Origin of the sequence: Poseidonibacter antarcticus, assembly GCF_003667345.1 — a bacterium.
GTDB classification, from domain to species: domain Bacteria; phylum Campylobacterota; class Campylobacteria; order Campylobacterales; family Arcobacteraceae; genus Poseidonibacter; species Poseidonibacter antarcticus.
This window is the reverse complement of the sequence record NZ_RCWF01000002.1, coordinates 263,740-288,020: the sequence shown is the minus strand read 5'-3', so window position 1 is coordinate 288,020 and position 24,281 is coordinate 263,740. Positions and strand designations below refer to the sequence as shown.

Annotated in this window: 21 protein-coding genes, 1 tRNA gene and 1 CRISPR repeat array; of the genes, 10 read left to right on the top strand and 12 right to left on the bottom strand. The window is 26.4% G+C overall.

From position 1 onward, the window contains the following. Positions 1–6: 6 nt before the first annotated feature. Genes D9T19_RS04130 through selA form a run of 3 tightly spaced genes read right to left on the bottom strand, consistent with a single transcriptional unit; the run spans position 7 to position 4,819 of the window. Positions 7–1,641, bottom strand: coding sequence for a UvrD-helicase domain-containing protein (locus tag D9T19_RS04130; RefSeq protein ID WP_121626945.1), 1,635 nt, complete (start codon positions 1,639–1,641; stop codon positions 7–9). Between the two features lie 2 nt (positions 1,642–1,643). Then, positions 1,644–3,473, bottom strand: a complete 1,830-nt coding sequence (selB, locus tag D9T19_RS04125) for a selenocysteine-specific translation elongation factor (RefSeq protein ID WP_121626944.1) — start codon at positions 3,471–3,473, stop codon at positions 1,644–1,646. After that, a complete protein-coding gene (gene selA / locus D9T19_RS04120; RefSeq protein WP_121626943.1) occupies positions 3,473–4,819 on the bottom strand; it encodes an L-seryl-tRNA(Sec) selenium transferase in 1,347 nt (448 codons plus the stop codon). The genes selB and selA overlap by 1 nt, the downstream gene beginning before the upstream one ends. 58 nt (positions 4,820–4,877) lie before the next feature. On the opposite strand from selA, the gene D9T19_RS14510 reads away from it, so the two are divergent. From D9T19_RS14510 to cas2, 4 genes are all read left to right on the top strand, one after another. Beyond that, positions 4,878–4,976 (top strand) — tRNA-Sec (locus tag D9T19_RS14510). A 190-nt stretch (positions 4,977–5,166) separates the two neighbouring features. Next, the gene (gene cas9, locus D9T19_RS04115; RefSeq protein ID WP_121626942.1) at positions 5,167–8,523 is read left to right on the top strand and encodes a type II CRISPR RNA-guided endonuclease Cas9; all 3,357 of its coding nucleotides are present in this window, start codon (positions 5,167–5,169) and stop codon (positions 8,521–8,523) included. 4 nt (positions 8,524–8,527) lie between these two features. Continuing rightward, positions 8,528–9,460, top strand: coding sequence for a type II CRISPR-associated endonuclease Cas1 (gene cas1 / locus D9T19_RS04110; RefSeq protein WP_121626941.1), 933 nt, complete (start codon positions 8,528–8,530; stop codon positions 9,458–9,460). After that, positions 9,447–9,779, top strand: a complete 333-nt coding sequence (gene cas2, locus D9T19_RS04105) for a CRISPR-associated endonuclease Cas2 (RefSeq protein ID WP_121626940.1) — start codon at positions 9,447–9,449, stop codon at positions 9,777–9,779. Before cas1 ends, cas2 begins: the two co-directional genes overlap by 14 nt. A 157-nt stretch (positions 9,780–9,936) precedes the next feature. Then, positions 9,937–11,226: a CRISPR direct-repeat array (repeat unit 36 nt; unit sequence GTTTTAATACCCCTACAAACTGCTATGTGATACAAT). Here cas2 and D9T19_RS04100 read toward each other — a convergent pair. The 4 genes from D9T19_RS04100 to selD form a co-directional block, all read right to left on the bottom strand. Further along, the gene (locus D9T19_RS04100; protein ID WP_121626939.1) at positions 11,227–11,478 is read right to left on the bottom strand and encodes a hypothetical protein; all 252 of its coding nucleotides are present in this window, start codon (positions 11,476–11,478) and stop codon (positions 11,227–11,229) included. Positions 11,479–11,551: 73 nt separating this feature from the next. Next, positions 11,552–12,289 carry a sulfite exporter TauE/SafE family protein gene (locus D9T19_RS04095; protein ID WP_121626938.1) on the bottom strand — a complete coding sequence of 246 codons (738 nt, stop codon included), beginning with the start codon at positions 12,287–12,289 and terminating at the stop codon, positions 11,552–11,554. Between the two features lie 63 nt (positions 12,290–12,352). Further along, positions 12,353–12,790 carry a rhodanese-like domain-containing protein gene (locus D9T19_RS04090; protein WP_121626937.1) on the bottom strand — a complete coding sequence of 146 codons (438 nt, stop codon included), beginning with the start codon at positions 12,788–12,790 and terminating at the stop codon, positions 12,353–12,355. A 141-nt stretch (positions 12,791–12,931) separates the two neighbouring features. Beyond that, positions 12,932–13,969, bottom strand: a complete 1,038-nt coding sequence (gene selD / locus D9T19_RS04085) for a selenide, water dikinase SelD (protein ID WP_121626936.1) — start codon at positions 13,967–13,969, stop codon at positions 12,932–12,934. A gap of 257 nt (positions 13,970–14,226) precedes the next feature. On the opposite strand from selD, the gene D9T19_RS04080 reads away from it, so the two are divergent. From D9T19_RS04080 to D9T19_RS04070, 3 genes are read left to right on the top strand one after another with little or no spacing between them, the layout of a single operon-like run. Next, complete coding sequence (locus D9T19_RS04080) at positions 14,227–15,072, top strand: putative selenate ABC transporter substrate-binding protein (RefSeq protein WP_121626935.1); 846 nt, start codon at positions 14,227–14,229, stop codon at positions 15,070–15,072. A 4-nt stretch (positions 15,073–15,076) separates the two neighbouring features. Then, positions 15,077–15,736: an ATP-binding cassette domain-containing protein gene (locus D9T19_RS04075; RefSeq protein WP_121626934.1), complete on the top strand. Its 660-nt coding sequence runs from the start codon at positions 15,077–15,079 to the stop codon at positions 15,734–15,736. Beyond that, positions 15,723–17,204 (top strand): PhnE/PtxC family ABC transporter permease, encoded by a 1,482-nt coding sequence (locus D9T19_RS04070; protein ID WP_121626933.1) that lies wholly within the window; start codon positions 15,723–15,725, stop codon positions 17,202–17,204. The genes D9T19_RS04075 and D9T19_RS04070 overlap by 14 nt, the downstream gene beginning before the upstream one ends. Here D9T19_RS04070 and D9T19_RS04065 read toward each other — a convergent pair. Both D9T19_RS04065 and D9T19_RS04060 read right to left on the bottom strand, forming a co-directional pair. Further along, positions 17,193–17,573, bottom strand: coding sequence for a TM2 domain-containing protein (locus D9T19_RS04065; protein ID WP_121626932.1), 381 nt, complete (start codon positions 17,571–17,573; stop codon positions 17,193–17,195). The genes D9T19_RS04070 and D9T19_RS04065 overlap by 12 nt on opposite strands. A 3-nt stretch (positions 17,574–17,576) precedes the next feature. After that, positions 17,577–17,789 carry a DUF4177 domain-containing protein gene (locus tag D9T19_RS04060; RefSeq protein ID WP_121626931.1) on the bottom strand — a complete coding sequence of 71 codons (213 nt, stop codon included), beginning with the start codon at positions 17,787–17,789 and terminating at the stop codon, positions 17,577–17,579. Positions 17,790–17,863: 74 nt separating this feature from the next. On the opposite strand from D9T19_RS04060, the gene D9T19_RS04055 reads away from it, so the two are divergent. Next, positions 17,864–18,223, top strand: coding sequence for a hypothetical protein (locus D9T19_RS04055; RefSeq protein ID WP_121626930.1), 360 nt, complete (start codon positions 17,864–17,866; stop codon positions 18,221–18,223). Here the strand turns inward: D9T19_RS04055 and D9T19_RS04050 are convergent. Genes D9T19_RS04050 through D9T19_RS04040 form a run of 3 tightly spaced genes read right to left on the bottom strand, consistent with a single transcriptional unit; the run spans position 18,220 to position 21,552 of the window. Beyond that, positions 18,220–18,882, bottom strand: a complete 663-nt coding sequence (locus D9T19_RS04050) for a response regulator (RefSeq protein ID WP_121627117.1) — start codon at positions 18,880–18,882, stop codon at positions 18,220–18,222. The two genes, D9T19_RS04055 and D9T19_RS04050, sit on opposite strands and share 4 nt — an antisense overlap. Further along, positions 18,882–20,474, bottom strand: coding sequence for a sensor histidine kinase (locus D9T19_RS04045; protein ID WP_162984540.1), 1,593 nt, complete (start codon positions 20,472–20,474; stop codon positions 18,882–18,884). The genes D9T19_RS04050 and D9T19_RS04045 overlap by 1 nt, the downstream gene beginning before the upstream one ends. Before the next feature lies 1 nt (position 20,475). Next, entirely contained in the window at positions 20,476–21,552 is a 1,077-nt protein-coding gene (locus tag D9T19_RS04040) for an ABC transporter substrate-binding protein (protein WP_228197961.1), read from the bottom strand. Positions 21,553–21,773: 221 nt separating this feature from the next. Between D9T19_RS04040 and D9T19_RS04035 the strand changes: the two genes are divergently transcribed. Beyond that, positions 21,774–23,462, top strand: a complete 1,689-nt coding sequence (locus D9T19_RS04035) for a 4Fe-4S binding protein (protein WP_121626928.1) — start codon at positions 21,774–21,776, stop codon at positions 23,460–23,462. After that, positions 23,462–24,238 carry a TorD/DmsD family molecular chaperone gene (locus tag D9T19_RS04030; RefSeq protein WP_121626927.1) on the top strand — a complete coding sequence of 259 codons (777 nt, stop codon included), beginning with the start codon at positions 23,462–23,464 and terminating at the stop codon, positions 24,236–24,238. Before D9T19_RS04035 ends, D9T19_RS04030 begins: the two co-directional genes overlap by 1 nt. Positions 24,239–24,281 lie beyond the last annotated feature (43 nt).

The following is a 24,281-nucleotide window of genomic DNA, read 5'->3' as shown; positions in this document are numbered from 1 at the left end:
ATACATTTAGAAAGCATTCACTTTATTTATTCTATTTTTCTTTAACCACTCTTCTTGCATTTGTTTCATTTTTTTACCACTTGTTTTTTTGCCTGAATATTTAGTATAAGTAGATTTTGAGAAGTTATTTTCATCACCTTCTTTGTAAACATAATCTAAGTTTAAAGAAGCTGGATAAATGGCACTTTTAACCCTAGTTGCTGCTACATAATAGATATTTAGCTCTTCATTTAGTTTTAAAAATGAAACTTTATTTTTAGGATTTGATAACTCTTTTTTTGTAATAAAATCATCTGCCATAATAACTTGATCATACTCTAAACCTTTTGATTTATGAGTAGTTGTAAAAATTAAATCAGCTTCATCTTTTGTTGTTGTTATTTGTGATTTTATCTTTTTATTTATCTCAAATATATTATCGCCATAAGTATTAATAAACTTAATAATATTTAGATAATCTTGATTTTTTGTATCTTTTGCAAACTGTTCTAACTCTTGAATTGTTTCAAAATCTTTTATTTCATCTACTGTTATTTTGTCATTCTTTTTCTCTTTTAGATGAAAAATAGAATAAACAGTTTGATTCATAAATGAGTAAGAACCATAACCACCTTCAAAATATATTTTTTTATCATCTTGAATAAAGTGAACTATTTGTTGAATAAGACCAAAAGTTGAACGAGCAATAACACAAATAGGTTTTTTATAATCAATTGCTTTTTCACCAATATTGGTAATCGTATCAAGACCTGAAATTTTTAGAAGTTTGCCATTGTTATTTTTATATAATGAGTTTAAATTTTGCTCTAAATATTTTGCATAAGTATTACTAAATCTAAAGCTTTTTGATAGTTCATAAGCTGGTAATTCTATTTTATTTAAAGCGTTTATAGCGTATCTAAAAGAGTAGATTTGTTGAAAAGAATCACCAACATAAATACGTCTACATTTTTGTGCTTCGACAATTCCAATCATTACATCTGAAATATCCTGTGCTTCATCTACAAGTATTAAATCATAACCAAGATTTGTGCTGACTTTTTTGTTTAAATAAAACATTTTTAAATAAAAATCGTGAGTAGCATCTATTAGTTTATTTTTCATTGCAGATAAAATATGTTTTAAATGGTTTAGTGCTTTTTTCTCATCTTTATTTAATAGTTCTAAAACTTTTGCACTTAAATCACCGTGTTTTTTGTATGATTCTAATAGTTTCAGATCAAGTGCGATTAATGATGAATTACAATAAAAATTTACTAAATCTTTTATCAAAGCAACATATTCAGCAACAGGATAATAGTTTGTTCTTTTGTTAAAAGTTTGCTCATAACCATTTAATAGTTGCTCTATTACTTGAATTTTTAAATCGTGTGCTAAATTGTATTGGTAAGCACTTACTTTTTGATATGCCAAAGAGTGAATTGTACTCACATTCATATGATTTAGATTATATTCTTTTAGTTTTTTTTGTAGGCTTACTTGTAGTGATTTATTATATGCAAGATATAAAATCTTTAGATGAGAGTTTTTTTTTGCATATTCAAGTAAAGTAGTAGTTTTACCACTCCCTGCAACGGCATTTATTTTAAAAGACTCTTCTTTTGCATTTATTATATTTTCTTGCTCTTTAGTTAATGTCATTATTATACAAATACCCTTTTATTTTCGATTTTTTTAATATTTGAGAAATTATCAAGATAATCTAAATAAGTTACTAGATATTTTCTACTCATTGGAAATTTTTCTTTAAAATTAGCAATTTGAATAAAACCATCTTCTTTTATAATCTCTTTCATTTTTATAATAATATTATTTAAGCTTTCAGAGTGAATAAAAAGATTATGCTGAAGTCTAACGACTTGTTTTTTTGCTGTTAAAGCTTTTAAAATATCATCACCTAATTTTCTATCTAAATCTAGTTCATCATAGATATTATAAGGTGCAGTTGGTGTAATATCTTCATCTTTTAATCTTGCTAAAAATGAATCTTCTAAATTCTTTGCAAAATCCTCTTTGATATTTGCATTTTTATATAGATTATTATCCTTAGATAAAAAGTCTTCATTTACTAAATCATCAAGTGCTAATTGAATAAAAGAAGTACTAGCCCATTTTAATCGTAAGCCAATTGATGCATTTGAAAGTAGGGCATAACTGTTTTTAGTATAAATATCTCTTATTGAATTTATGATTAATTCTTTTGTTTCAATAGGATAAACCACAAGCTCTTTTTCATCAATAAATACATTTTCTAAATCTTTAGCAAATGATATAGCTTCTTCATGAGAAAGTGCAAATCTTTGAGCTGAAGAGATTATTCCTAATCCTTTTTTATGAGCTTGAAGAAGTTGATAATATGCATCTTTAAAGTTGTTCTCATTTAAAGATTCTAATAACTGTTTCTTTTGATTCTTTTTCATTGGATCAATAATTGGATTTAAAACTTTTCCACCTGAAATAGTTTGATTTCCTTGTCTAATGATTAGTTTTTCTGCAAATATAGTAAATAAGTTTTCATCTGCTTTAATTGTGGCAAAACCACTATCTAATTCCTCTGTTGAATCAAATAATAAGATTTTAGCTTCAAATTTCTTTGCACCAATAAATATAGTATATGATTTATTGTGATGTACTTTTTTTCCTTTTAAAGCCTTAAAAGAGATATCTATTTCATCAAAGCCTCTAATATGACCTTTTTTTGTGATTAAATCACCTCTTTTTATATTTGTACTATTTATTCCTTGTAAGTTTAAAGCAGCTCTATTTGAAATATTTGCTTCAAGAGTATTTTCATTATGTACTTGAATATTTTTTATTTTTGATTCTTTTTGTGCTTGGCAAATAAATACTTTTTCATTTAACTCAAGCTTTTTCCCTAATACTGTTCCTGTTACAACTGTACCAATTCCTTTTGGTGAAAAAACTCTATCTACATAATATCTAAAGAAGTTTTCTTCTTGTTTTGTAGAATTTTTAATCGTAAACAAGTTGTTTTTTAGTTTTTCTATTGATTCGGGTTTATATATTGAAACTTCTTGTACAAATTTAATATCAAAATCAAAGTCATTTAAAAATGAAAGAGTTTTTTCTTTTGTTTTTTCTAGTTCGTCTGCACTAACTAAATCACTTTTTGTAATTACTAAAATTAAATCTTTTATTCCAAGTAAATTAATAATCTCAATATGCTCAATAGTTTGAGGCATAATACCTTCAACAGCAGAAACAACCAACATTACATAATCAAATCCAAAAGCACCTGCAATCATATTTTTTACAAGTTTTTCATGTCCTGGAACATCAATAAAAGCAATATTTTGTTGCGCTCGTGAAAGATTTGAAAAAGATAAATCAATAGTAATACCTCTTTGTTTTTCCTCGTTTGTACTATCACCTTCATAACCATTTAAGGCTTTGATTAGAGCAGTTTTTCCATGGTCAATATGTCCTGCTGTTCCTATGATTATATTTGCCATTAGTTAAAAACCTTTTTGATTATAGCTTCAATTTTTTTTATTTCATTTTCTTGAATACTTCTAAAGTCGATTAAAACTTTTTCATTTTCTATTCTTGTGATTAGATTCTCATTTCTTAGTATTTTCTCAATTTTATTTACTTTGTAATCTTTGTATGAAATACTTAAAGCAATAGTTGGAATCTTTTTATTTGGAGTTGTTCCTCCACCTATTAAAGATTGAGTTTTTATAATACTGCAATCACAAATAGAATCTATTGAATTTTTTAAAGTTAAAGCTCTTTTTTCTAACTCTTCTACAGGAGTATTTAACATTTTTAAAGTAGGAATATCATCAAGTTTATTTTCTAAATATGAAGTAAGAGTATCTTCTAAAATACTTAGTGTAATCTTATCAACTCTTAGCATTCTTAAAAGTTGATTTTGTTTAATCTTATCTATTAACTCTTTTTTACCAATGATAATACCAGCTTGAACAGAACCTAATAGTTTATCACCTGAAAAGCTTAATAAACTTGGATTGTATTTCATTATTTTTAAAATAGAAGGCTCGGCAAGGTCAAGATTATAAGGCAAGTCAATTATATGACCACTTCCCATATCATAATAATCAATCACGTTTTTTTCTTTTGCAGTTTTAACAATATCTTCATAAGAAACTTCAGAAGTAAAACCCTCAATAGTATAGTTTGATTTATGAACTTTCATAAGCATTGAAGTGTTTTCATTTACAGCATTTACATAATCTTTTAAATGAGTTTTATTTGTAGTTCCAATCTCTTTTAAAATAGCTCCACTTTGAACCATCACATCAGGAACTCTAAAACTTCCGCCAATTTCAACAAGTTCACCACGACTTACAACTGCTTCCTTGCCTTTTGAAAAAGTATTTAATACCAAGAAAACAGCACTTGCATTGTTGTTTACAACAATAGCATCTTCACAACCTGTCAAAGCTTGAAGAGTTTTAACAATGTGAGAATATCGCTCACCCCTTTTGCCTTTTTCTAAATCGTATTCAAGATTGTTATATGATGTTGCAATATTTAAAGCTTTTTTAAAACTTTTTTCATTTATCAAAGAACGCCCTAGATTTGTATGAACAATAATTCCAGTTGCATTTATAACACTTTGTAAAGAGGGTGAAAGAAGAGAATTATACTTTGAAATCACATTATAAATAAGTTTTTGCTCATCAATAGTATCTATTTTGTTTGCTAAAATATCAGCTCTTAAATTGGCGATTAACTCTTTTGATATTTGTGTTATTAAAGATTTTGAAAAATCATTAAACACTTTGTTGTTGATAAACCTATCAACCTTTGGAATGCTTTTTAATAAACTCATATAATTAACTCTTTCAGATGTTTTTAAAACTAAATAATGTAAACTCAAATTCTCAAGTGGGGGGTATGCGATCCTGGTGGACGCCACAGGTTTCAACCCTGATTGGTGGTTTACGTGTGTAAGCCGCGGTAGGTTCGATTCCTACACCTTCTCGCCACTTTTTTAACTACCTAAAATCAAACTTTAAATATTTGCATCTTTATTTTTTACAGCGATTGTACCTTAAAAAATGTCAACAAAGCCTTAAGTTTTATACTTCAAAAAAGATTAATATTAAAATAGATAATATAAATAATAAAATAAATTAATAATATTTTTCAAGTTAAAATATATGTAAAAGGTTTGAAATGAAAAAAATACTAAGTCTTGATTTAGGTATTACAAGTATTGGTTATAGTGTATTAAAAGAAATGGAAAATGACAAATATTTTTTAATAGATTATGGCGTTAGTATGTTTGATAAAGCAACAGATAAAGATGGCAAGTCTAAAAAACTTTTACATAGTGCCAGTGCAAGTGCTTCAAATCTTGTAAATTTACGAAAACAAAGAAAGAAAAACCTTGCAAAACTTTTTGAGGAGTTTGGGCTTGGAGAACAAGAGTATTTTTTATATCAAGAAAAACAAAATATATATAAAAATAAATGGGAATTAAGAGCAAAAAAAACATTTAGTGAAAAACTTAAGATTGAAGAGTTATTTACAATATTTTATGCCATAGCAAAACATAGAGGTTATAAATCTCTTGATAGCACTGATTTACTTGAAGAATTGTGTGAAGAGTTGAATATACCTTTTAAAGAAGATAAGAAAAGTAAAAAAGATGATGAAAAAGGGAAAATAAAAGCCGCTCTTAAAAATATAGAGAATCTAAAACTTGAATATCCAAACAAAACAGTTGCTACAATAATCTTTGAAGAGGAGTTAAAACAAGCAACGCCGACATTTAGAAATCATGATAACTATAAATATATGATAAGAAGAGAAGATATAAATGATGAGATTGAAAAGATTATAAAATCTCAGGAGAAATTTGGCTTATTTGATAAAGATTTTAATACAGATAATTTTATATCAAAGCTTATACAGACAATAGATGACCAAAAAGAGTCTTCAAATGATATGAACTTATTTGCACCTTGTGAGTTTTATAAAGAGCATAAGGTATCACACCAATATTCACTTATAGCTGATATTTATAAGATGTATCAAGCTGTCTCAAATATCACTTTTAATAAAAAACCTACAATAAAAATATCAAAAGAGCAGATAAAATTAATAGCAGATGATTTTTTCCAAAAAATAAAAAAAGGGAAGAATATTCTTGATATTAAATATAAAGATATTAGAAAGATTTTAAAACTATCTGATGATATAAAAATATTTAATAAAGAAGATAGCTACCTAAATAAAGGAAAAAAACAAGAAAATAGTATTATTAAATTTCATTTTATAAGCAGTTTATCAAAGATAGATAATAGTTTTATTCTAAAAGCTTTTGAAAAAGAAAATCCCTATGTAGAACTAAAAGAGATATTTGATACTTTAGGTTTTGAAAAATCTCCTAAAACAATATATGAAAAACTAAAAAATAAAGTAGATGATAAAACAATTATAGAACTTATTAAAAATAAAACTGGTTCAAGTTTGAGAATTTCATCTTATGCAATGATTAAACTTATACCATATTTTGAACAAGGTTATACTCTTGATGAGATAAAAGAAAAATTAGAATTAAATAGATGTGAAGATTATAGTGAATTTAAAAAAGGAATTAAATATCTTAATGTTTCGCAATTTGAAGAAGATGATAAGCTACCTATAAATAACCACCCCGTAAAGTACGTGGTGAGTGCAAGCTTACGACTTATTAAACATCTTCATATTACTTACGGAGCATTTGATGAAATAAGAGTAGAAAGTACAAGAGAACTTAGTCTTAGTGAAGATGCAAAAAAAGAGATAGAAAAAGCTAATAGGGCTTTAGAAAAACAAATAGATGAGATTGTAGGAAACAAAGAATATCAAAAAATTGCAGAACAATATGGAAAAAACTTAAGAAAATATGCACGTAAGATTTTGATGTATGAAGAACAAAATAGAAGAGATATTTATACAGGAAAAGGTATAGAATTTGAAGATATATTTACAAATACAGTTGATTTAGACCATATCGTGCCTCAAAGTGTAGGAGGACTTTCTGTAAAACACAACTTTGTTTTAGTTCATAGAGATAGTAATCTTCAAAAATCAAATCAACTACCTATGGATTTTATAAAAGATAAAGAGGATTTCAAAAATAGGGTAGAAGACTTATTTAAAGAGCATAAAATTAATTGGAAGAAGAAAATAAATCTATTAGCAACAAATCTTGATGAGGTTTTCAAAGATACTTTTGAAAGTAAAAGTTTAAGAGCTACAAGTTATATAGAAGCCCTAACTGCACAAATTTTAAAAAGATATTACCCTTTTTCAAATGAAAAAAAACAAAAAGATGGTAGTGAGGTAAGACATATCCCAGGAAGAGCTACATCAAATATACGAAAAGTATTAAAAGTAAAAACAAAAGTAAGAGATACTAATATTCACCATGCAATAGATGCGATTTTAATTGGACTTACAAATCATTCTTGGCTTCAAAAATTATCAAATACTTTTAGAGAAAATTTGGGTGTTATAGACGATAAAGCAAGAGCTAGAATAAAAAAAGATATTCCACTTATCGAAGGAATTGAACCAAAAGAGCTTGTAGAGATGATAGAAGATAGATACAATGAGTTTGGAGAAAATAGTATCTTTTATAAAGATATTTTTGGTAAAACAAAAGCAGTGAATTTTTGGGTATCGAAAAAACCAATGGTTTCAAAAGTACATAAAGATACTATATATGCTAAAAAAGCAAATGGTATTTATACAGTTAGAGAAAATATTACCAATAAATTTATATCACTTAAAGTGACAACGACAACTAAATATGATGATTTTATGAAAAAGTTTGAAAAAGAGATATTGCATAAAATGTATTTATATAAAACAAATAAAAATGATGTGATATGTAAAATAGTTCAAAATAAGGCAGATGAAATAGCTTCACTTTTAGAAGAGTTTAGTGCTATTGATACAAAAGATAAAGAACTTGTAAGTGAATCAAAAATAAAACTTGACAATTTAATACATAAACCACTTATAGATAATAATCAAAATATCATACGAAAAGTGAAGTTTTATCAAACAAACCTCACAGGGTTTGAGATAAGAGGAGGTCTTGCTACTAAGGAAAAAACATTTATAGGGTTTAAAGCATATTTAGAAAATGAAAAATTGCAATATGAAAGAGTAGATGTATCTAACTATGAAAAAATAAGAAAAGAAAAAGATAATAGTTTTAAAGTATATAAAAATGATATAGTATTTTTTATTTATTCTGATGGAAGTTTTAGGGGTGGAAAGATTGTGAGTTTTCTTGAAGATAAGAAAATGGGTGCATTTTCTAATCCCAAGTTTCCCGCAAGCATTGGACTTCAACCAGACTCATTTTTAACTATATTTAATGGTAAAGCAAATAGTCATAAACAACAATCTTTAAATAAAGCAATTGGAATAATAAAATTAAACCTAGATATTTTAGGAAATATAAAATCATATCAAAAAATAGGCTCTTGTAATAGTGAACAGTTAGATTTTATTAAAAATATAAAAAGTTGATGTTATGGGATGGAAAATAATACATTTAAGCAAAGCTTGCAAAATAAAAATTAAGAGTGAAAATTTACTCTTATATTTTTATGAAGAGAAACAAGAAATAAAAGTGACGATAAAAGATATAGATTTTATTCTTTTTGATAATACACAGTTTTCTATAACTGGTAAAACTCTTGAACTCTTAGCTAAAAATAATATAGCTACTCTTTTTATTGATGAAGAGTTTACACCTTGTGGTATTTTAACTCCTTATTTTCAGCATAGTACAATGACTGAAATAGCTCACATACAAATTAGTTTAACAAAAGAGTTCAAAGAAAAAGCGTGGCAAGAGATAATTAAGTCAAAACTTATAAATCAGGCAAAAGTATTAGAACTATATAGAAGTTCAAAAGCTAAAGATTTAGTAAAATTGTCTTCACAAGTACAAATAGGTGATAAAAATAATGATGAAGCACAAGGGGCAAGGCTTTATTGGAAACAACTATTTAAAATACCAAACTTTAAAAGAGAACAAGGAGCTACTGATATTATAAATAGTATGCTTAACTATGGATATGCTATTGTTCGAGCTTGTATGGCTAGAAGTATTAGTGCTAGTGGGTTATTACCTATTTTTGGTATTTGGCATCAAAATAAATATAATGCTTTTAATCTTGTAGATGATTTAATAGAGCCTTTTAGAGCTTTTGTAGATATTCATATAAAAATATTAAGAAAAACCTATACGCATAAAATCTCATTAGATACACAATTGAAAAGAGAAATTATAAGCCTTTTAAATTTTGAATGTGTAGAAATAAAAGGTGGAATAAGTAATATTCCAAGAGCTGTAGAACTTTTTGTAATGAATTATAAAAAGGCTATGATAAAAGATGATAATTCGTTGATTCTTTATCCAAGTATCAAAGAGATGTATTTTAAATATGAGTGTCTTTAGAATTATGTGGTTAATGCTAATGTTTGATTTACCCACCAAAACAAAAAAACAAAGAAAAAAATATCATTGGTTTCATGCTGAACTAGAAAAAGAGGGTTATAGTATGATTCAATACTCTGTATATGGAAAAATATTTAGTTCAACAGAATCGGCGAAATTAGGTAAAAAAAGAATAAAAAAGTTTATAAAAACAAATATAAAAAATGGAAATATAAGAATACTAATGTTTACAGATAAACAGTTTGCATCTATGGATATAATAATTGGAGAGCAAAGTATTGAAGAAAAAAATGAACCAAAGCAATTATTGCTTTTCTAAAAAAGGGCAAGTGGTCGAAACCACTGCCTAAAGTCAGTTGCTAAAATAGCAACCTTAGTTTAATACCCCTATTAAACTGTTATGTGATATAACATTAATAATTTTAGCATAATATTTATAAAAGTACAAATTTGATAAAAAGTTTTATTTTTTATCGGTTTTAATACCCCTACAAACTGCTATGTGATACAATTACTGTTGCCGTGTCAAAATCTGTTGCTGTGTTTTAATACCCCTACAAACTGCTATGTGATACAATAACCTCTAAAACTTTATTTGTACCAACCTCGTTTTAATACCCCTACAAACTGCTATGTGATACAATATTTAAGTTTTTTATGATACAATTTCAGGAGTTTTAATACCCCTACAAACTGCTATGTGATACAATTAATAAATTTTTTTCTATCTTTTGATTTTTGTTTTAATACCCCTACAAACTGCTATGTGATACAATATAATGATGTAGTTGACTCAGGCTTGTCTGGTTTTAATACCCCTACAAACTGCTATGTGATACAATTTAATTTAAAATGGCTAGCTAAAGCAGAATGTTTTAATACCCCTACAAACTGCTATGTGATACAATATTCTTTACTTGCTTGGTCTAAGAACTCCAGTTTTAATACCCCTACAAACTGCTATGTGATACAATATTAGAAGATGAATTATTCAGTAAAGGTTAGTTTTAATACCCCTACAAACTGCTATGTGATACAATATATTTTCTTGTATGTTTCATAGGTACTCCGTTTTAATACCCCTACAAACTGCTATGTGATACAATATTAGTTGCTGAAGTATCAACTGATTCAATGTTTTAATACCCCTACAAACTGCTATGTGATACAATCTTTAGGTATCTCCATATAAGATGATACTAGTTTTAATACCCCTACAAACTGCTATGTGATACAATAAATTACGCAGTAAGAAAAGCAGCAAAGTAGTTTTAATACCCCTACAAACTGCTATGTGATACAATTGATATTGAAAAAGCAATGAAAAAAATGCAGTTTTAATACCCCTACAAACTGCTATGTGATACAATCTTTTTGTTTTCATTAAAAATAAAAATGTAGTTTTAATACCCCTACAAACTGCTATGTGATACAATTTATGACTACTTTTTGATAAGTCATTTTGAGTTTTAATACCCCTACAAATTGCTATGTGATACAATATTTTACAAAATAATGATGATTTTGTTACTGTTTTAATACCCCTACAAACTGCTATGTGATACAATTACATAGCCAATTTTAGGCGTGTCAGAATAGTTTTAATACCCCTACAAACTGCTATGTGATACAATTTCCCATTGTTGAGTTTCAAGCTTTCCACTGTTTTAATACCCCTACAAACTGCTATGTGATACAATAGCAAAGGTGCGGAGGCTATGATAATTACAGTTTTAATACCCCTACAAACTGCTATGTGATATTTTCTAAACCGATGCCTTAACAAATAAATAAACTGAAAGCAATATAAATATTCCAGCTACTATATAAAGACTTTTTGCTTTTTCTTTTTTCAAAATATTTTCATCTACTTCAAAAATTGCAATTGATTTCAAAGCTCCATTTTCTTTGAAGCTTAGAAATTTATAACCTTTTTTAGCATATTTTATTTTTAGTTTTTCTAGGTTTTTTTCTCTTTGTTCTTTGTTGAACCCACCAACAACTATACTTTTTTGCATTATTTTCCTATTTGGTATTTATTTTTTGTAATAGTTATATTATCATTTAATTTATAATCAACTAATAAATTTTTTAAACACTTACAACAACTAACATAGAAGCAATAATGAATAATAATCCTTGTAATATTTTTTTATAAAGTTCTTTATCAATTTTTCTTTTTAATTTAACTCCAAAAAATAATCCAACTGCAATAGCAAGTAAACTAAGTAATGAAATTTCAAAAGTATGCATTGTAAATGTTCCAAAATATAAAAATACTGCTAATTGTCCTATTTTTGTAAATAAAAAGCATAAGTTTGAAAGCTGAATTGTATCTTTTTTTGAGTATTTAAGCTCAAGCGTATACATAATCATCAAAGGAGCAACAACATTTGTAAGACCTGAGATAGTCCCACCAACTATTCCCAAGAAATACGTTGATGCTTTTGGATATTTTGAAACAAAAGCAGCTTTTATATTTATTCTTGATTGAATTAAATATAAAAAGATAATAAAAGCTAGTAGAAGTTTAAAAAACTCTGAATTTGTATATACAAGAAGAATAGTACCAATAATACTACCTATGACCATAAGAGTGATAATAAACCAAAACTTTTTTATAGCCTCAAAAAACTTACCCTCACTTACAATACTAGCAATATTTACAACCATTGTAGGAATAAGCATCAACATTATAGTAGTTTGAATATCCGTAAACAATGCTATAAGTGGAGTTGAAATCATACCAAATCCAAATCCAATACTTCCGTGAACCATAGAGGCAAAAAATACTATTACTGCTAATCCAATTATGAAATCCATTTCCATAAATTTATCCTTTGTTTTATATGAAACTTAGACCTTCTTCTAAGCTTTACCTTTTCCTATTTTTTATATGTCAAGTTTAAAAGAACCTAAATAGTTTTCGATACTTTTCCCTGATTGAACCCATTTTTCTATACCACCTTGAAGATTAGATACATTGCTAAATCCTAAATCTTTAAGCGTTTTTGCTCCAAGTAAACCTCTAGCTCCCTTAAGACAATAACAAACAACTTGATGGTCACTTACATCTACAAGTTTATCATCTACTGCAAATTCTAGTTTTCCTCTTGGTATTGTAAAAACTTTCTTCGCTGGAATTACACCTGATGCAAATTCATCTGCTTCACGTACATCAATAAGAACCATATTTTCAAGGTCTATTTCTTCTACAGTTATTTCTTTTATCTCTTTTTTAGCACTTTGAAGTAAAGTTTTTAAATGACCTTTAATTTGACTCATATCACAACGAGCATAATACTGTTCTAGTTTTTCATTTTTATTCATAAGAAATTCCCTTGGTATTTAAGATAGTTATAGTATTTTATTATAACACTAGTATAAAGATAAGTAAATACATTAGTAAATAGAGATATGAAAAAAGAGTAAATATTTTAAAATATTTGCTCTTTTTTGTGTAGGTGTGAGTTAATGAACTATAATATCTTTTGCAGCTTTTGGAATAACTTCTCCAATAATAGTAGCATAACCAAAAGATAAATCTTCAATTTCTTTTATATATTCTTTTGCATCATCTTTATCCATAGCTATCAATAATCCACCTGAAGTTTGTGCATCACACAATAGTACTTCAATATGACGAGCTAATCCACTCATATATAAAACTTTATCTTCAATATATTTCATATTTTTTTTAGTTCCACCAGGAATTACATTTTCTTCTGATAATGCAATTGCTTCGTGTATTATTGGAACTTCTGATGATTGAATTGAAAATGATGTATTAGCATTTACTGATTCTAAACTATGACCTAATAAACCAAATCCTGTAATATCAGTACAAGAACTTACATCATATTTTCTCATAATTTTAGAAGGTAAATAATTTAACGATGCCATAATATTAGCACAATACTTTATCATATCAATATGCAATAAATCTCTTTTAATTGCAGTTGTTAAAATACCCATTCCAAGAGGTTTTGTTAAAACTAAAACATGACCTATTTGCGATGTATTATTTTTTATAATATCATTTGGATGAATTATTCCAGTAACAGATAAGCCATAATACATTTCAGGTGATTCTATAGTATGACCACCTAATAATAATCCACCACATTCTTTGATTTTTTCATTTCCACCATTTAGAATTTCTCCCAAGGCTTCAGGTGATAAGTTCTTTTTATCAAATCCTACAATATTTAAAGCTGTTTTAACTTCTGCTCCCATTGCAAAGACATCTGATAGTGAATTTGCAGCTGCTATTTGTCCATAAACATAAGGATCATCTACAACAGGTGTAATAAAATCTAATGTTTGAACGATAGCTTGACTTCTATTTATTTGATATACACTAGCATCTTCAGCTGTGTCAAATCCTACTAATATTCTTTCATCTTTTGGCGAAAGGTTACAAAGAGTTTGTTTTAAGTCCCCCGGACCCATCTTTGCAGCACAACCAGCAGCTTGAACGAATTTAGTTAATTTATATTCGTTATTCATTTTTTCCTCTTTTTGGATGTTAAATATAATATTATAGTAGATTCTACATCCTTTTATTTTAAATTGATATTAATATTATATAAATAGTAAAAAAAAATTTACCATTTAATCTTTAGTTTATTTTTGATATAGTATGATTCACAATCAAAATAGCATTTAGACCTAAGGCTTAGGTTTGACATAAAGAAAATGATTATTTACTAATTTTACTTTACTTTATATCTTCATGTATGCTTCAAAATTATTGAGGTTTTTTTATGAAAAAAATACTTATTTCACTTTTAGTACTTTCAGCAGTACTATTTTCAAAAACATTTACTTTTACAGCGATTCCAGATCAAGATGAAACAAAACTAAAAGAAAGATTTTCAAAATTAGCAGTTTATTTAACAAAAGAGTTAAATGTAGATGTTAAATTTGTTCCAGTTAAGTCATATTCTGCGTCAATTGCAGCATTTAGAAATAATCAAGTTCAATTAGCATGGTTTGGTGGTTTATCAGGTGTTAAAGCTAGAATCGTAGTTCCAGGTTCTATTGCAATTGCACAAGGTGTTGAAGATACACAATTTAGATCATACATCATTGCAAATACTGCACTTGGTTTAGATAAAAATGAAGCTTTTCCAAAAGAAATTGCAGATAAAACATTTACTTTTGGCTCAAAAGGTAGTACAAGTGGTAGATTAATGCCTGAGTATTTTATTAGAGAAAACTTCAAAAAAGCTCCTGTTGATATTTTCAAAAAAGTAGGTTTCTCAGGAAGTCATACAAAAACTATTTCATTAGTTGCAAGTGGAGCATACCAAGTTGGTGCTGTTAACTTTAAAGTTTGGGATAGAGAATTAGCAGCTGGAAATATTGATACTTCTAAAGTAGAAATTTTATGGACAACTCCTACTTATCCTGATTATCAGTTTACAGCTCATGGTGATTTAGATGAGGTTTATGGTGCTGGGTTTACTGAAAAATTAACAAATGCATTATTAAATGTAAAAGATAAAGCAATTTTAGATGCATTCCCAAGATCTGCATTTATCAAAGCTAAAAACTCTGATTTTGATCCAGTATTAAATGTTGGAAAAGAAATAGGTTTAATCGACTAATAACATGGCATTTTATTTACAAAATGAATCTATTTCATACTTAGATAATGTAATCTTAGACTCTTTAACTTTAGAAATAAAAAAAGGAGAAAAGGTTGCACTTCTTGGTAAAAGTGGTAGTGGTAAATCAACACTAATAAAAAGACTTTATGAACTTGAAAAAGAGCAAAGCTCTTATATCCCACAAGAATTAGGTTTGGTAAATAATTTGTCAGTTTTTCACAATGTCTATATTGCAAGATTAGATGATTATTCTACTTTTTACAATATTAGAAATTTAATCAAACCAGCTTCAAAAGAGGTTGATGAGATTAGAAATATACTAAAAGATTTTGATTTAGAAGATAAGCTTTTTGTAAAAAACCATGATTTATCAGGTGGACAAAAACAAAGAACTGCAATTGCAAGATCACTTTTTAATCAAAAAAAGATTTTATTAGCAGATGAACCAATCTCAGCTTTGGATGAATATTTAAGTTCAAAAGTTTTAGAAGTTTTAGACAAAAAATATGAAACAATAGTTTGTGCAATTCACAATGTTGATTTAGCGGTTAAACATTTTCAAAGAGTAATCGGTCTAAAAAATGGAAAAATATTAGTTGATAAAAAATGCTCACAATTAACAGATGATGATAGACAAAAGTTGTATTATGTCTGTGACTAATAATACGAAAGTATCAGTACTTTTTATTTTTATAGGATTACTGTCTTTTTTTCTAGCAGATTTAGAAATTTCAACAGTTGATACTACACAACTAACAAAAGACTTTTTTTATGCAATTTTACATTTACAGTTTAATGACTATTCACTTTTATTTGAAGCTTTTTTAAATACTATTTCAATTGCAATTATTGCTATATTTGTATCTGCAATTATTGGTTTTTTTCTTGCATTGTTTTTTGGAAATGTTTTAGTTCGTATTTCACTTGCAATTACAAGAGCAATTCACGAACTTTTTTGGGCTTTGATTTTTTTACAAATATTTGGGCTAAATACATTAACTGCACTTTTAGCAATTATCATTCCATATAGTGCGATTTTAGGAAAAGTATACGCAGAAATACTTGAAGAACACGATACTTTTCCTAAAGTTTTACGAGGTAAAAATAGCTTTTCTTATTTTTTATTTACAAAAATACCAGATGCCTTTCCTCATTTACTTTCTTATACTTTATATAGATTTGAATGTGCATTACGTTCAACTGCTATTCTAGGTTTTGTTGGAATTACTACACTTGGATATTATTTATCATCATCCTTTATGCAAGGAATTTATTCTGAAGTTTGGATGATTTTAATTTTATTTTATATCGTAGTTGCGACAATAAGATATTGGTTTAATAAGTATACTTTTCCTTTTTTACTTATTGGCTCATTTTTTTATTTAGATGATTTTTCAGGTTTTAATCTTGATAATTTGATTAGATTTGTTACAAATGATATTGTTCCTCATCCAATTAGAAATGATTTAGGACTTGATGCTACTATTTCTTGGTTTTCAAATATATTCTCAAATGAGATTATTCCAGGGACAATAAATACAATAGTTTTAACACAATTATCATTATTGCTAACAGCTTTTTTAGCCCTTTTACTGTTTCCTTTGGTATCAAAAAAGTTTGCAAATAAACCGACTATATTTACAAGTCATATTTTTTTAGTGATTTTACGTTCAACTCCTGAATATATACTTGCATATATTTTCCTACAATTATTTGGACCATCAATGCTTCCCGCAGCTCTTGCTCTTATGCTTCATAATGGTTCAATTATCGGACATTTAATAGGAAATGAAACTAATTTAATTGTTTTAGGACCTGATAAAACTCAAAAAAGTATCAACCTTTATTTCTTTGAAATAATACCAAGAGTTTATAATCAATTCCTAGCATTTTTATTTTATAGATGGGAAATTATTATGCGTGAGAGTGCAATTTTAGGTATTTTAGGAATCGCTACGTTAGGATTCTTTATAGACTCTGCAATTGCTGATTTTAGACTTGATAAAATGTTTTTACTCTTAGTTGTAACTGCATTATTAAATATCGTAGTAGATTTAATATCAAGACGAGTAAGAAGATATTTAAGAGTTGAAGAAAACATTACTTCTTGTGGATGTTCACTTAAATAGTTCTAAGTTCTTTTCTAAGACTTTATTATTGTAGTCTTGAACAATTATTTGTGATCTAAAAAGTTCATTTAATTCCAAAATAAAAACAGCTAAAAGAATTCCTAACCCAAAACCATATGAAAATGTACTTCCAAAAAGTAGAATTAATCCAAAAACAAATAAACTTAGGTTTATTGTTCCTTTTAACCATTTTTGTAAATAAAAATGATGTATTCCCGTTAAAAATAAAAAGTTTAAAGCAGCATATGTATCAGGATCTTTTATTTGTTTTTCTACATTTTCATAGAATACTTTTCTATTTTCATCAGATAATAAAAGTATTTTATTTCTTAAAAGTTCTTCTTCTTTTTTTACATCATCATTATTCATATTTTATCTTCCTAAAGTAACAACAACAGCTTCTCTTGACCAAAATAATAGAAATCTTTTTTGTTCAATAATTTGAAAAACAACTTGCCAACCTGATTGGGCTTCCCTATTGAGTCTTATTTCCATTTCTTTAATAGGAATTCCAGATGCTCCTAAAAAAATTGTTCCTAAGCCACCTTCTACAATATGTATAACTTTGTATTCTTTATAAGCCATTTTTTTCCTTTTATAAATATTATATTCTTATATTGCTATAATTACGCAAAAATCACAATAAAGAAGTTTTAAAAATGAATGAAATTATGAATAAAGATTACGAACCTGTTGAAATATTTGATTATGCACAGTATCAAAAAGATATGGAAGCAAAAATAGTAAGAAGCCCACGAACAAACACTCCCATTGATTATATTACAGATGAGAAATTAGCTGAACTAGAAAAAGAGGGTATTACTGATTTTAGACCTTATATTCCAATTCCAAAAGATATAAAAGCACATCTTTTATTTGCTGTAAATATTTGGATTAAATTATATAAAACATATCCAAATGATGAATATCTTAAAAGTTTAGATAATGAAAAAAATCATTATATTGTATTGTCTTATGATTGGTATAAAAAATTCGGGATTGAAAAACCACAGCTTTAGATATGATCTAAGGCTGATTGGTTAAATTTATAAGTTTTATGAGCTACTTTTACCAAAATATCTTTTTGGGCTAATTCTTTAAAAAGTTTTATAAGTGTTGGTTTTGAAATAGGTATTTTTTGCATAATATCACTATATGAAGCTGTAAAAATATTATCATTATTTAAGCTATTGATAATATATCTGATTATATCAACTTGTTTTCCATCTGTAATTGCTGATATTGTTCTGATTATATAAATATTTTTTTGAATCTCTTTTTCTTGAATAACAGGAAGTAAAATATCATATAAACTATTTAGTAATTCTTTGATATTTATAGGCTTTACAATATAGTTTTCAACCTTTAGTTTAATCGCATCAAGTAAATATTTTGTATCTGTATGTGCAGTTGTTAATATTGTAGGAATACAAATATCTTTTTCTTTTATATGTTTTAAAAAATCAATTCCATTTTCATTTTCAAGTAAAATATCTGAAATAATAACATCTACTTTTTTGTTTAATAGTATATTCATAGCTTCTTTTGATGTTTTCACAGCATAAATATTATTAACAAAATCTTCAAGTACATCATGCGTATGTTTTAGTAAGTCTTCATCATCTTCTAGATATAAAATATTAAAATTATGTAAGATGTCCAAATCTTTATTTTGCATCATTTGAGTTTTTCCTTTTGATTTTCAATTTCATTAATAATTGGAATTTTAATAGTAAATAATGAACAATTAAAATTTCTATCATCTTTAATCTTATGTCTAACAGTTTTGTATAAAATTGTACCATTCATATGTTTTTCAATAATTTGTTTTGACATATAAAGACCAATACCTGTTCCAGCACTTTTATATTTAGTAGTATAATAAGGCTCAAATATTTTAGGAATAATCTCTTCTTTAATTCCTCCTGCATTATCAAGCATATTTATTATAATATTCTTTTTATATTTATGTACTATTATTTTAATAATTCTATCATCTTTATTTTCAATCGAAGATAAAGCATCTTTAGAGTTAGAAATAATATTTAAGAAGACGTGGGATAATTCATTATAAAAGCTATTTATTTCAATATCTTCTTTTATAATTAGTTTTATTTGTATATTTTCTTTTTCGAGTAAATATTTGGCAAGGTCCATAGAATGTTCTATACAATTTTTTATAGAAAATCTACTTTTTGTTTTATCAGGACTAAAAAAGTTTTTAAAATCATCAAGTGTATTTGACATATTTTCTGCTAATAATAAAGCGTCTTTAACTTTTGTATCAACAAACTCTTCACTTAGTTTTCCTAAAGACATTTTTATCTGGAAACTTTGAATTATCATACTTAAAGAGCTAAGTGGTTGTCTCCATTGATGTGCGATATTATTTAGCATTTCTCCCAAACTTGCAAGTCTTGCTTGTTGAAACATAATCATATCTTTTTTTCTATTCTTTACAACTTCCTTAGAAACTTTTGTCTCAAGGTAGCTATTTAATTGCATTAATTCTTTTGTTTTTTCTTCTACTTTTTGCTCTAAAGTACTGTTTAAAGTCTTAAAATTATTTATGATTATAATAGTTAAAATTATAGAAAATAAAAACACTAAAAAAATAGAAATAAAAGAAAATATGATTATATTGTTAAATATTTTTTCAGTATTTCTTTTTTCATTTACTGCAAGTGATAAATCATAATTTGTTAGACTACTAAGATATATTGAAATAGCATTTATATTTAGATCAAGTTGTTCATAATCACTATTTGTATTTTTGATACTAATATCATAGATAGCATTTTTAATATCTGATAATTTATTATCTATATTTTGTATAATATTTTGCTTTAGTATTTCATTTTTATAAGATTGTTCTTCATTTATTAGAAAATCTTTAATATATTTTGTTATAAACAATTTTGATTTTTTGATTTTTTGATTTTCTTTATATTCAGACCAGTTTTTATTAATAAGTTCTTGTGCAAGAGCTAAGACTTCTCTTGCTTGTTTATTATTTATATTATTGTATCTTAAATCTTTTAGTGTATCTTGGATATTAACATTGTAGGTATCTTTAATACTTTCGAGTTTTATTAATGATTTTGTTCTATTATTAAATAAATTATCAAAATCTTCTTTTATACTAAAAGTAGAAATTTGAGATAACACAACAATACAAATCATCCCACCAGCAATAATAAAAATCAAAAATGATGTTTTATATTTAAAACTAAGATTGTCAAAGAATTTTAGTGTTTTTTTCAAAAGCATATTATTTTTCTACTTCTACAAATTTTGAGTTTTCATAATGAAACAAATATACTTTATTTAAAAGCTGAGTATTTTTATACTCTAAATTAATACCATCTAATAAATCACTTGGAGTCTCTTTTAAATTACAAAGAAATTCTTCTCTAGTTAAATCATCCTTTATTCTACTTATAGCATTTACTAAAACTTTTGCTGCTAAAAATGATTCAAAAGAAATAAAACCTAGCTCTTCTTTTGGATGATATTTTTTCATTAGTTTTTGATATTGTAGAACTATTGGTATATCATTATTCGTATAGTTTGGAACTACTTGAGAAAATAAAAGATTATTAGTATTTGTTTTTTGTTGTTTTAACTCTTTAATCATTTCATTTGCATCACCAAAAGAAAGATTGGCAAATATCACATCTTTTAAATTTTCATTTTGCTTTGCTTTTTTTATAAACAAAGCATTTGTTTTATAAGCTCCCACCATAACAATAGCTTGGGGTTTTGCATCTTTTATTTCATTAAAAGCATGATTTATTGAAAGGGTGTTTCTTTTATAAGAACCTTGGGCTACTAATTTAAGATTTCTTTTTTTTAATGATTTTAATAAAGAAATATATCCTTCTTCTCCATAATTATCATTTTGATAAAAAACTGCAATTGAATTTATTTTTTCATCTTCATATAAATGAGAAACAATAGCTTCAATCTCTTGGGAATAAGAACTTCTAAAATTCACAATATTTTTATTTTGATTATCTCTTAAAAAAGACGCACCACTAAAAGCTGCAAAAAAAGGAATATTCTCATCATATAAAATAGGTAAAATACTTTTTACAGTTGGTGTTCCTATAAAACTAAAAAGAGCAAAGATATTATCTTTGAATATAAGCTTATTAGTATTTTGTGTAGTTAAATCAGGTTCATACTTGTCATCATAAACTAAAAATCTTATTTTTTTTTCTCCTAAAATGTGATTATCATTAACAAAATTAAAATAAGAACTAGCACCATTTATAACTGAATCACCTAATGCTTTTATAATTCCAGTTTGAGGAATAGACGTTCCTATTGTAATAGTCTTGCTCATAAATTTTTCATCTTTGGAATAAATAAAAATTAATAAAAATATAAAAAGTAATATGGGAATACGTTTAATCATAAAGTAGTTTACTTAAAAATCAACAATAAACGGCTTTAATGTAACAGAAGAATATTTTTTGGTAAAATATTTTTTATCATTTAAGCATTGTTTAATTTCTATGCATATAATATAAGATTAAAATATTATTGACAAAAAAGGCATATTAAGTGCAAGAATTTATATATTATAATCCAAAAGGATTAGACTTCCCAATTAGTGAAGAAATTTTAGTTACTACAAATATAGAAGATACTAAAGATAAAGATTTTCTAATTTCTAATACTAAGGAAGTACAATCAGAATTAAATGCAGATGAAATTGATTTTTATATTAAAAATTCTCAAGATTCAACATCTTTAAAAATAGAAAATGTACTAAAACTTTATGAAATAGCAGCTAGCAAATATGACTTTGCACAAGATATTTCATATTCACAAGAAGTTTCAAAACAATTATTGCTTATAACAAATTCAAAAGAAGAGTATGAAGCTTTTACAGCCTGTATAAAGTCTGATGATTTTGAACTATTCTTTGTAAAAGAAGATATTGTAAAGCAAATTTCAGGTCATATTGGAAACTTATCAGTTATTGTTGATGATGAAGGTAAGGATGTTACTTTAAATGTTTCTCAAATTGTTTGGTTTGATGCCAAAGAAATGGGACTTACTCAAAGCGGAACATTTGATCCAAATGAATCAAGTATTGAAGAAGTTGTTCAAACATTAAAAGAAAATATTAATGAATATTCATACAAAAAGTTTACAACTTATGATAAAGAAATTTGTCAATACGATGGAAGAAGAGAAGAAATCTGTTCTAAGTGTGAAGAGGTTTGTCCAACAGTTGCGATTACAAAAGATGATGAAACAAAAACTTTAGGTTTCTCTCAAATAGATTGTCACGGTTGTGGTGGTTGTGTTTCAGTTTGTCCAAGTGGTGCAATTGATTATGCTCCATCAAATAAAGAATCATTATTTGAAATGAGTAAGTTTTTTGAAGAAACTCATCCTTTAATAGTGCCTGAAAAAATGAATATATCAACACTTGAAGTATCTCTAAAAGAAAATGTTTTACCTTTTGCAATTGAAGGTGAAAAATTTTTACATGAAGAATCATTTTTAACACTTCTTCAAATATCAGGTTCTCAAGTGATTTTTTACACTGATTTTATCTCAAAAGGTAGCGGTGATGCTATTAGAATTGTAAATGATATTTATCAAGCAAAATATAAAAAAGATGCAATACTTGTAGCTATGAATGAAGATGAACTTCAATCTGCAATTAACGAGGTTTCATTTATAGAAGGTTCTGAATTTAACTTTAATCAAGACGGTCTTAAAAAAAGAGAAATATTCTCACATAGATTACAAAAAATTGTAGGTGATGAAGATCTTGGCGTTGTTAAAACAGGTGAACACGTTCATTATGGACTTGTAAAAGTAAATGAAGATAAGTGTACTTTATGTCTAGTTTGTGTTGGTTCTTGTAATGTCGATGCACTTCAAGCAGATGCTAGTGATAATACTCTAAGATTAAATCCAAGTCTTTGTACTTCATGTGGATACTGTGAAGTTTCATGTCCTGAAGATGATTGTTTAACAATTGAAAGGGATGTTATAAAACTTGAACCAACTTGGTTTAAAGAAAATATAATCGCAAAAGATGATTTATTTGCTTGTGTTGAGTGTGGTGTTGAATTTGCAACAGTAAAAGCAGTTACAAAAATAGCAAATATGATGGGACCATTATTTGCACATGACCCTGTAAAAGAGCGAAGTTTATATTGTTGTGCAGATTGTAAACCAAAGATTATGATGCAAAATTATTATGATCAAAAAAATAAAGGAAAAGCATAATGAAAGATAATAATTCAATAAATAAAGCAAGAGCTCTTTATTATAATTTATTTGCAAACTTTTTTGTACTTTCATCAAAAAGTGAAAACTATTTTGAATTAGTAAGATTAATAAACATCTTAAAGAAAAGTCCTCTTGATATAGAATCAGGAAAAGCTCTTGAAGCTATTTCAAATGAATTAGATCCATCTTCAAATGTAGTTTTAGTTCAAGAATTTGATGATTTATTTCATAGTCCTTTAAATAAAAAGATAAGACTTACGGCTTCTTATTATGATGAAGGTGTTGAATCTGGTAAAAAAAGAGTTGAAATGATTCAGTTTGTTGCAAAAACAAAACTAAGACGTGATGAAAAAAAGTATTTTGAATATGAAGATTCTGTAGGATTTATTTTCTCTTTTATGGCACAACTTTGTGACAATATTGCTAATGGAAATCATGAATATGAAAATACTGTTCACTGTATTTTTGCAGAAATTTTAAATGATTTTGTAGATGATTTTGCAAAAGAAGTATATGAAAATAAAAATGCGAAGATATTTTCTCAATTAATGATTGTTTTACACTCATTTGCAGAGTTTGAAAGATTATATTTAGAAGTTTCTAAACCAAAAGCTAAAGTAAAAGTACAAAAAGCAAAAGTCCAAGATTCTATTTCTGATGAAGAGTTAGAAAGAAGAGCTAAAAATAAATTATTAAGAGAATCAGGACCTAAAAAAGAAGAAATTTATGAAGGTCCTGTTGATACAGCTACAGCAATGGAAACAGATGTTTAAGAGTTAAATCTCTTTAATCAAGAGGCTTTATTAAGAAAAGATT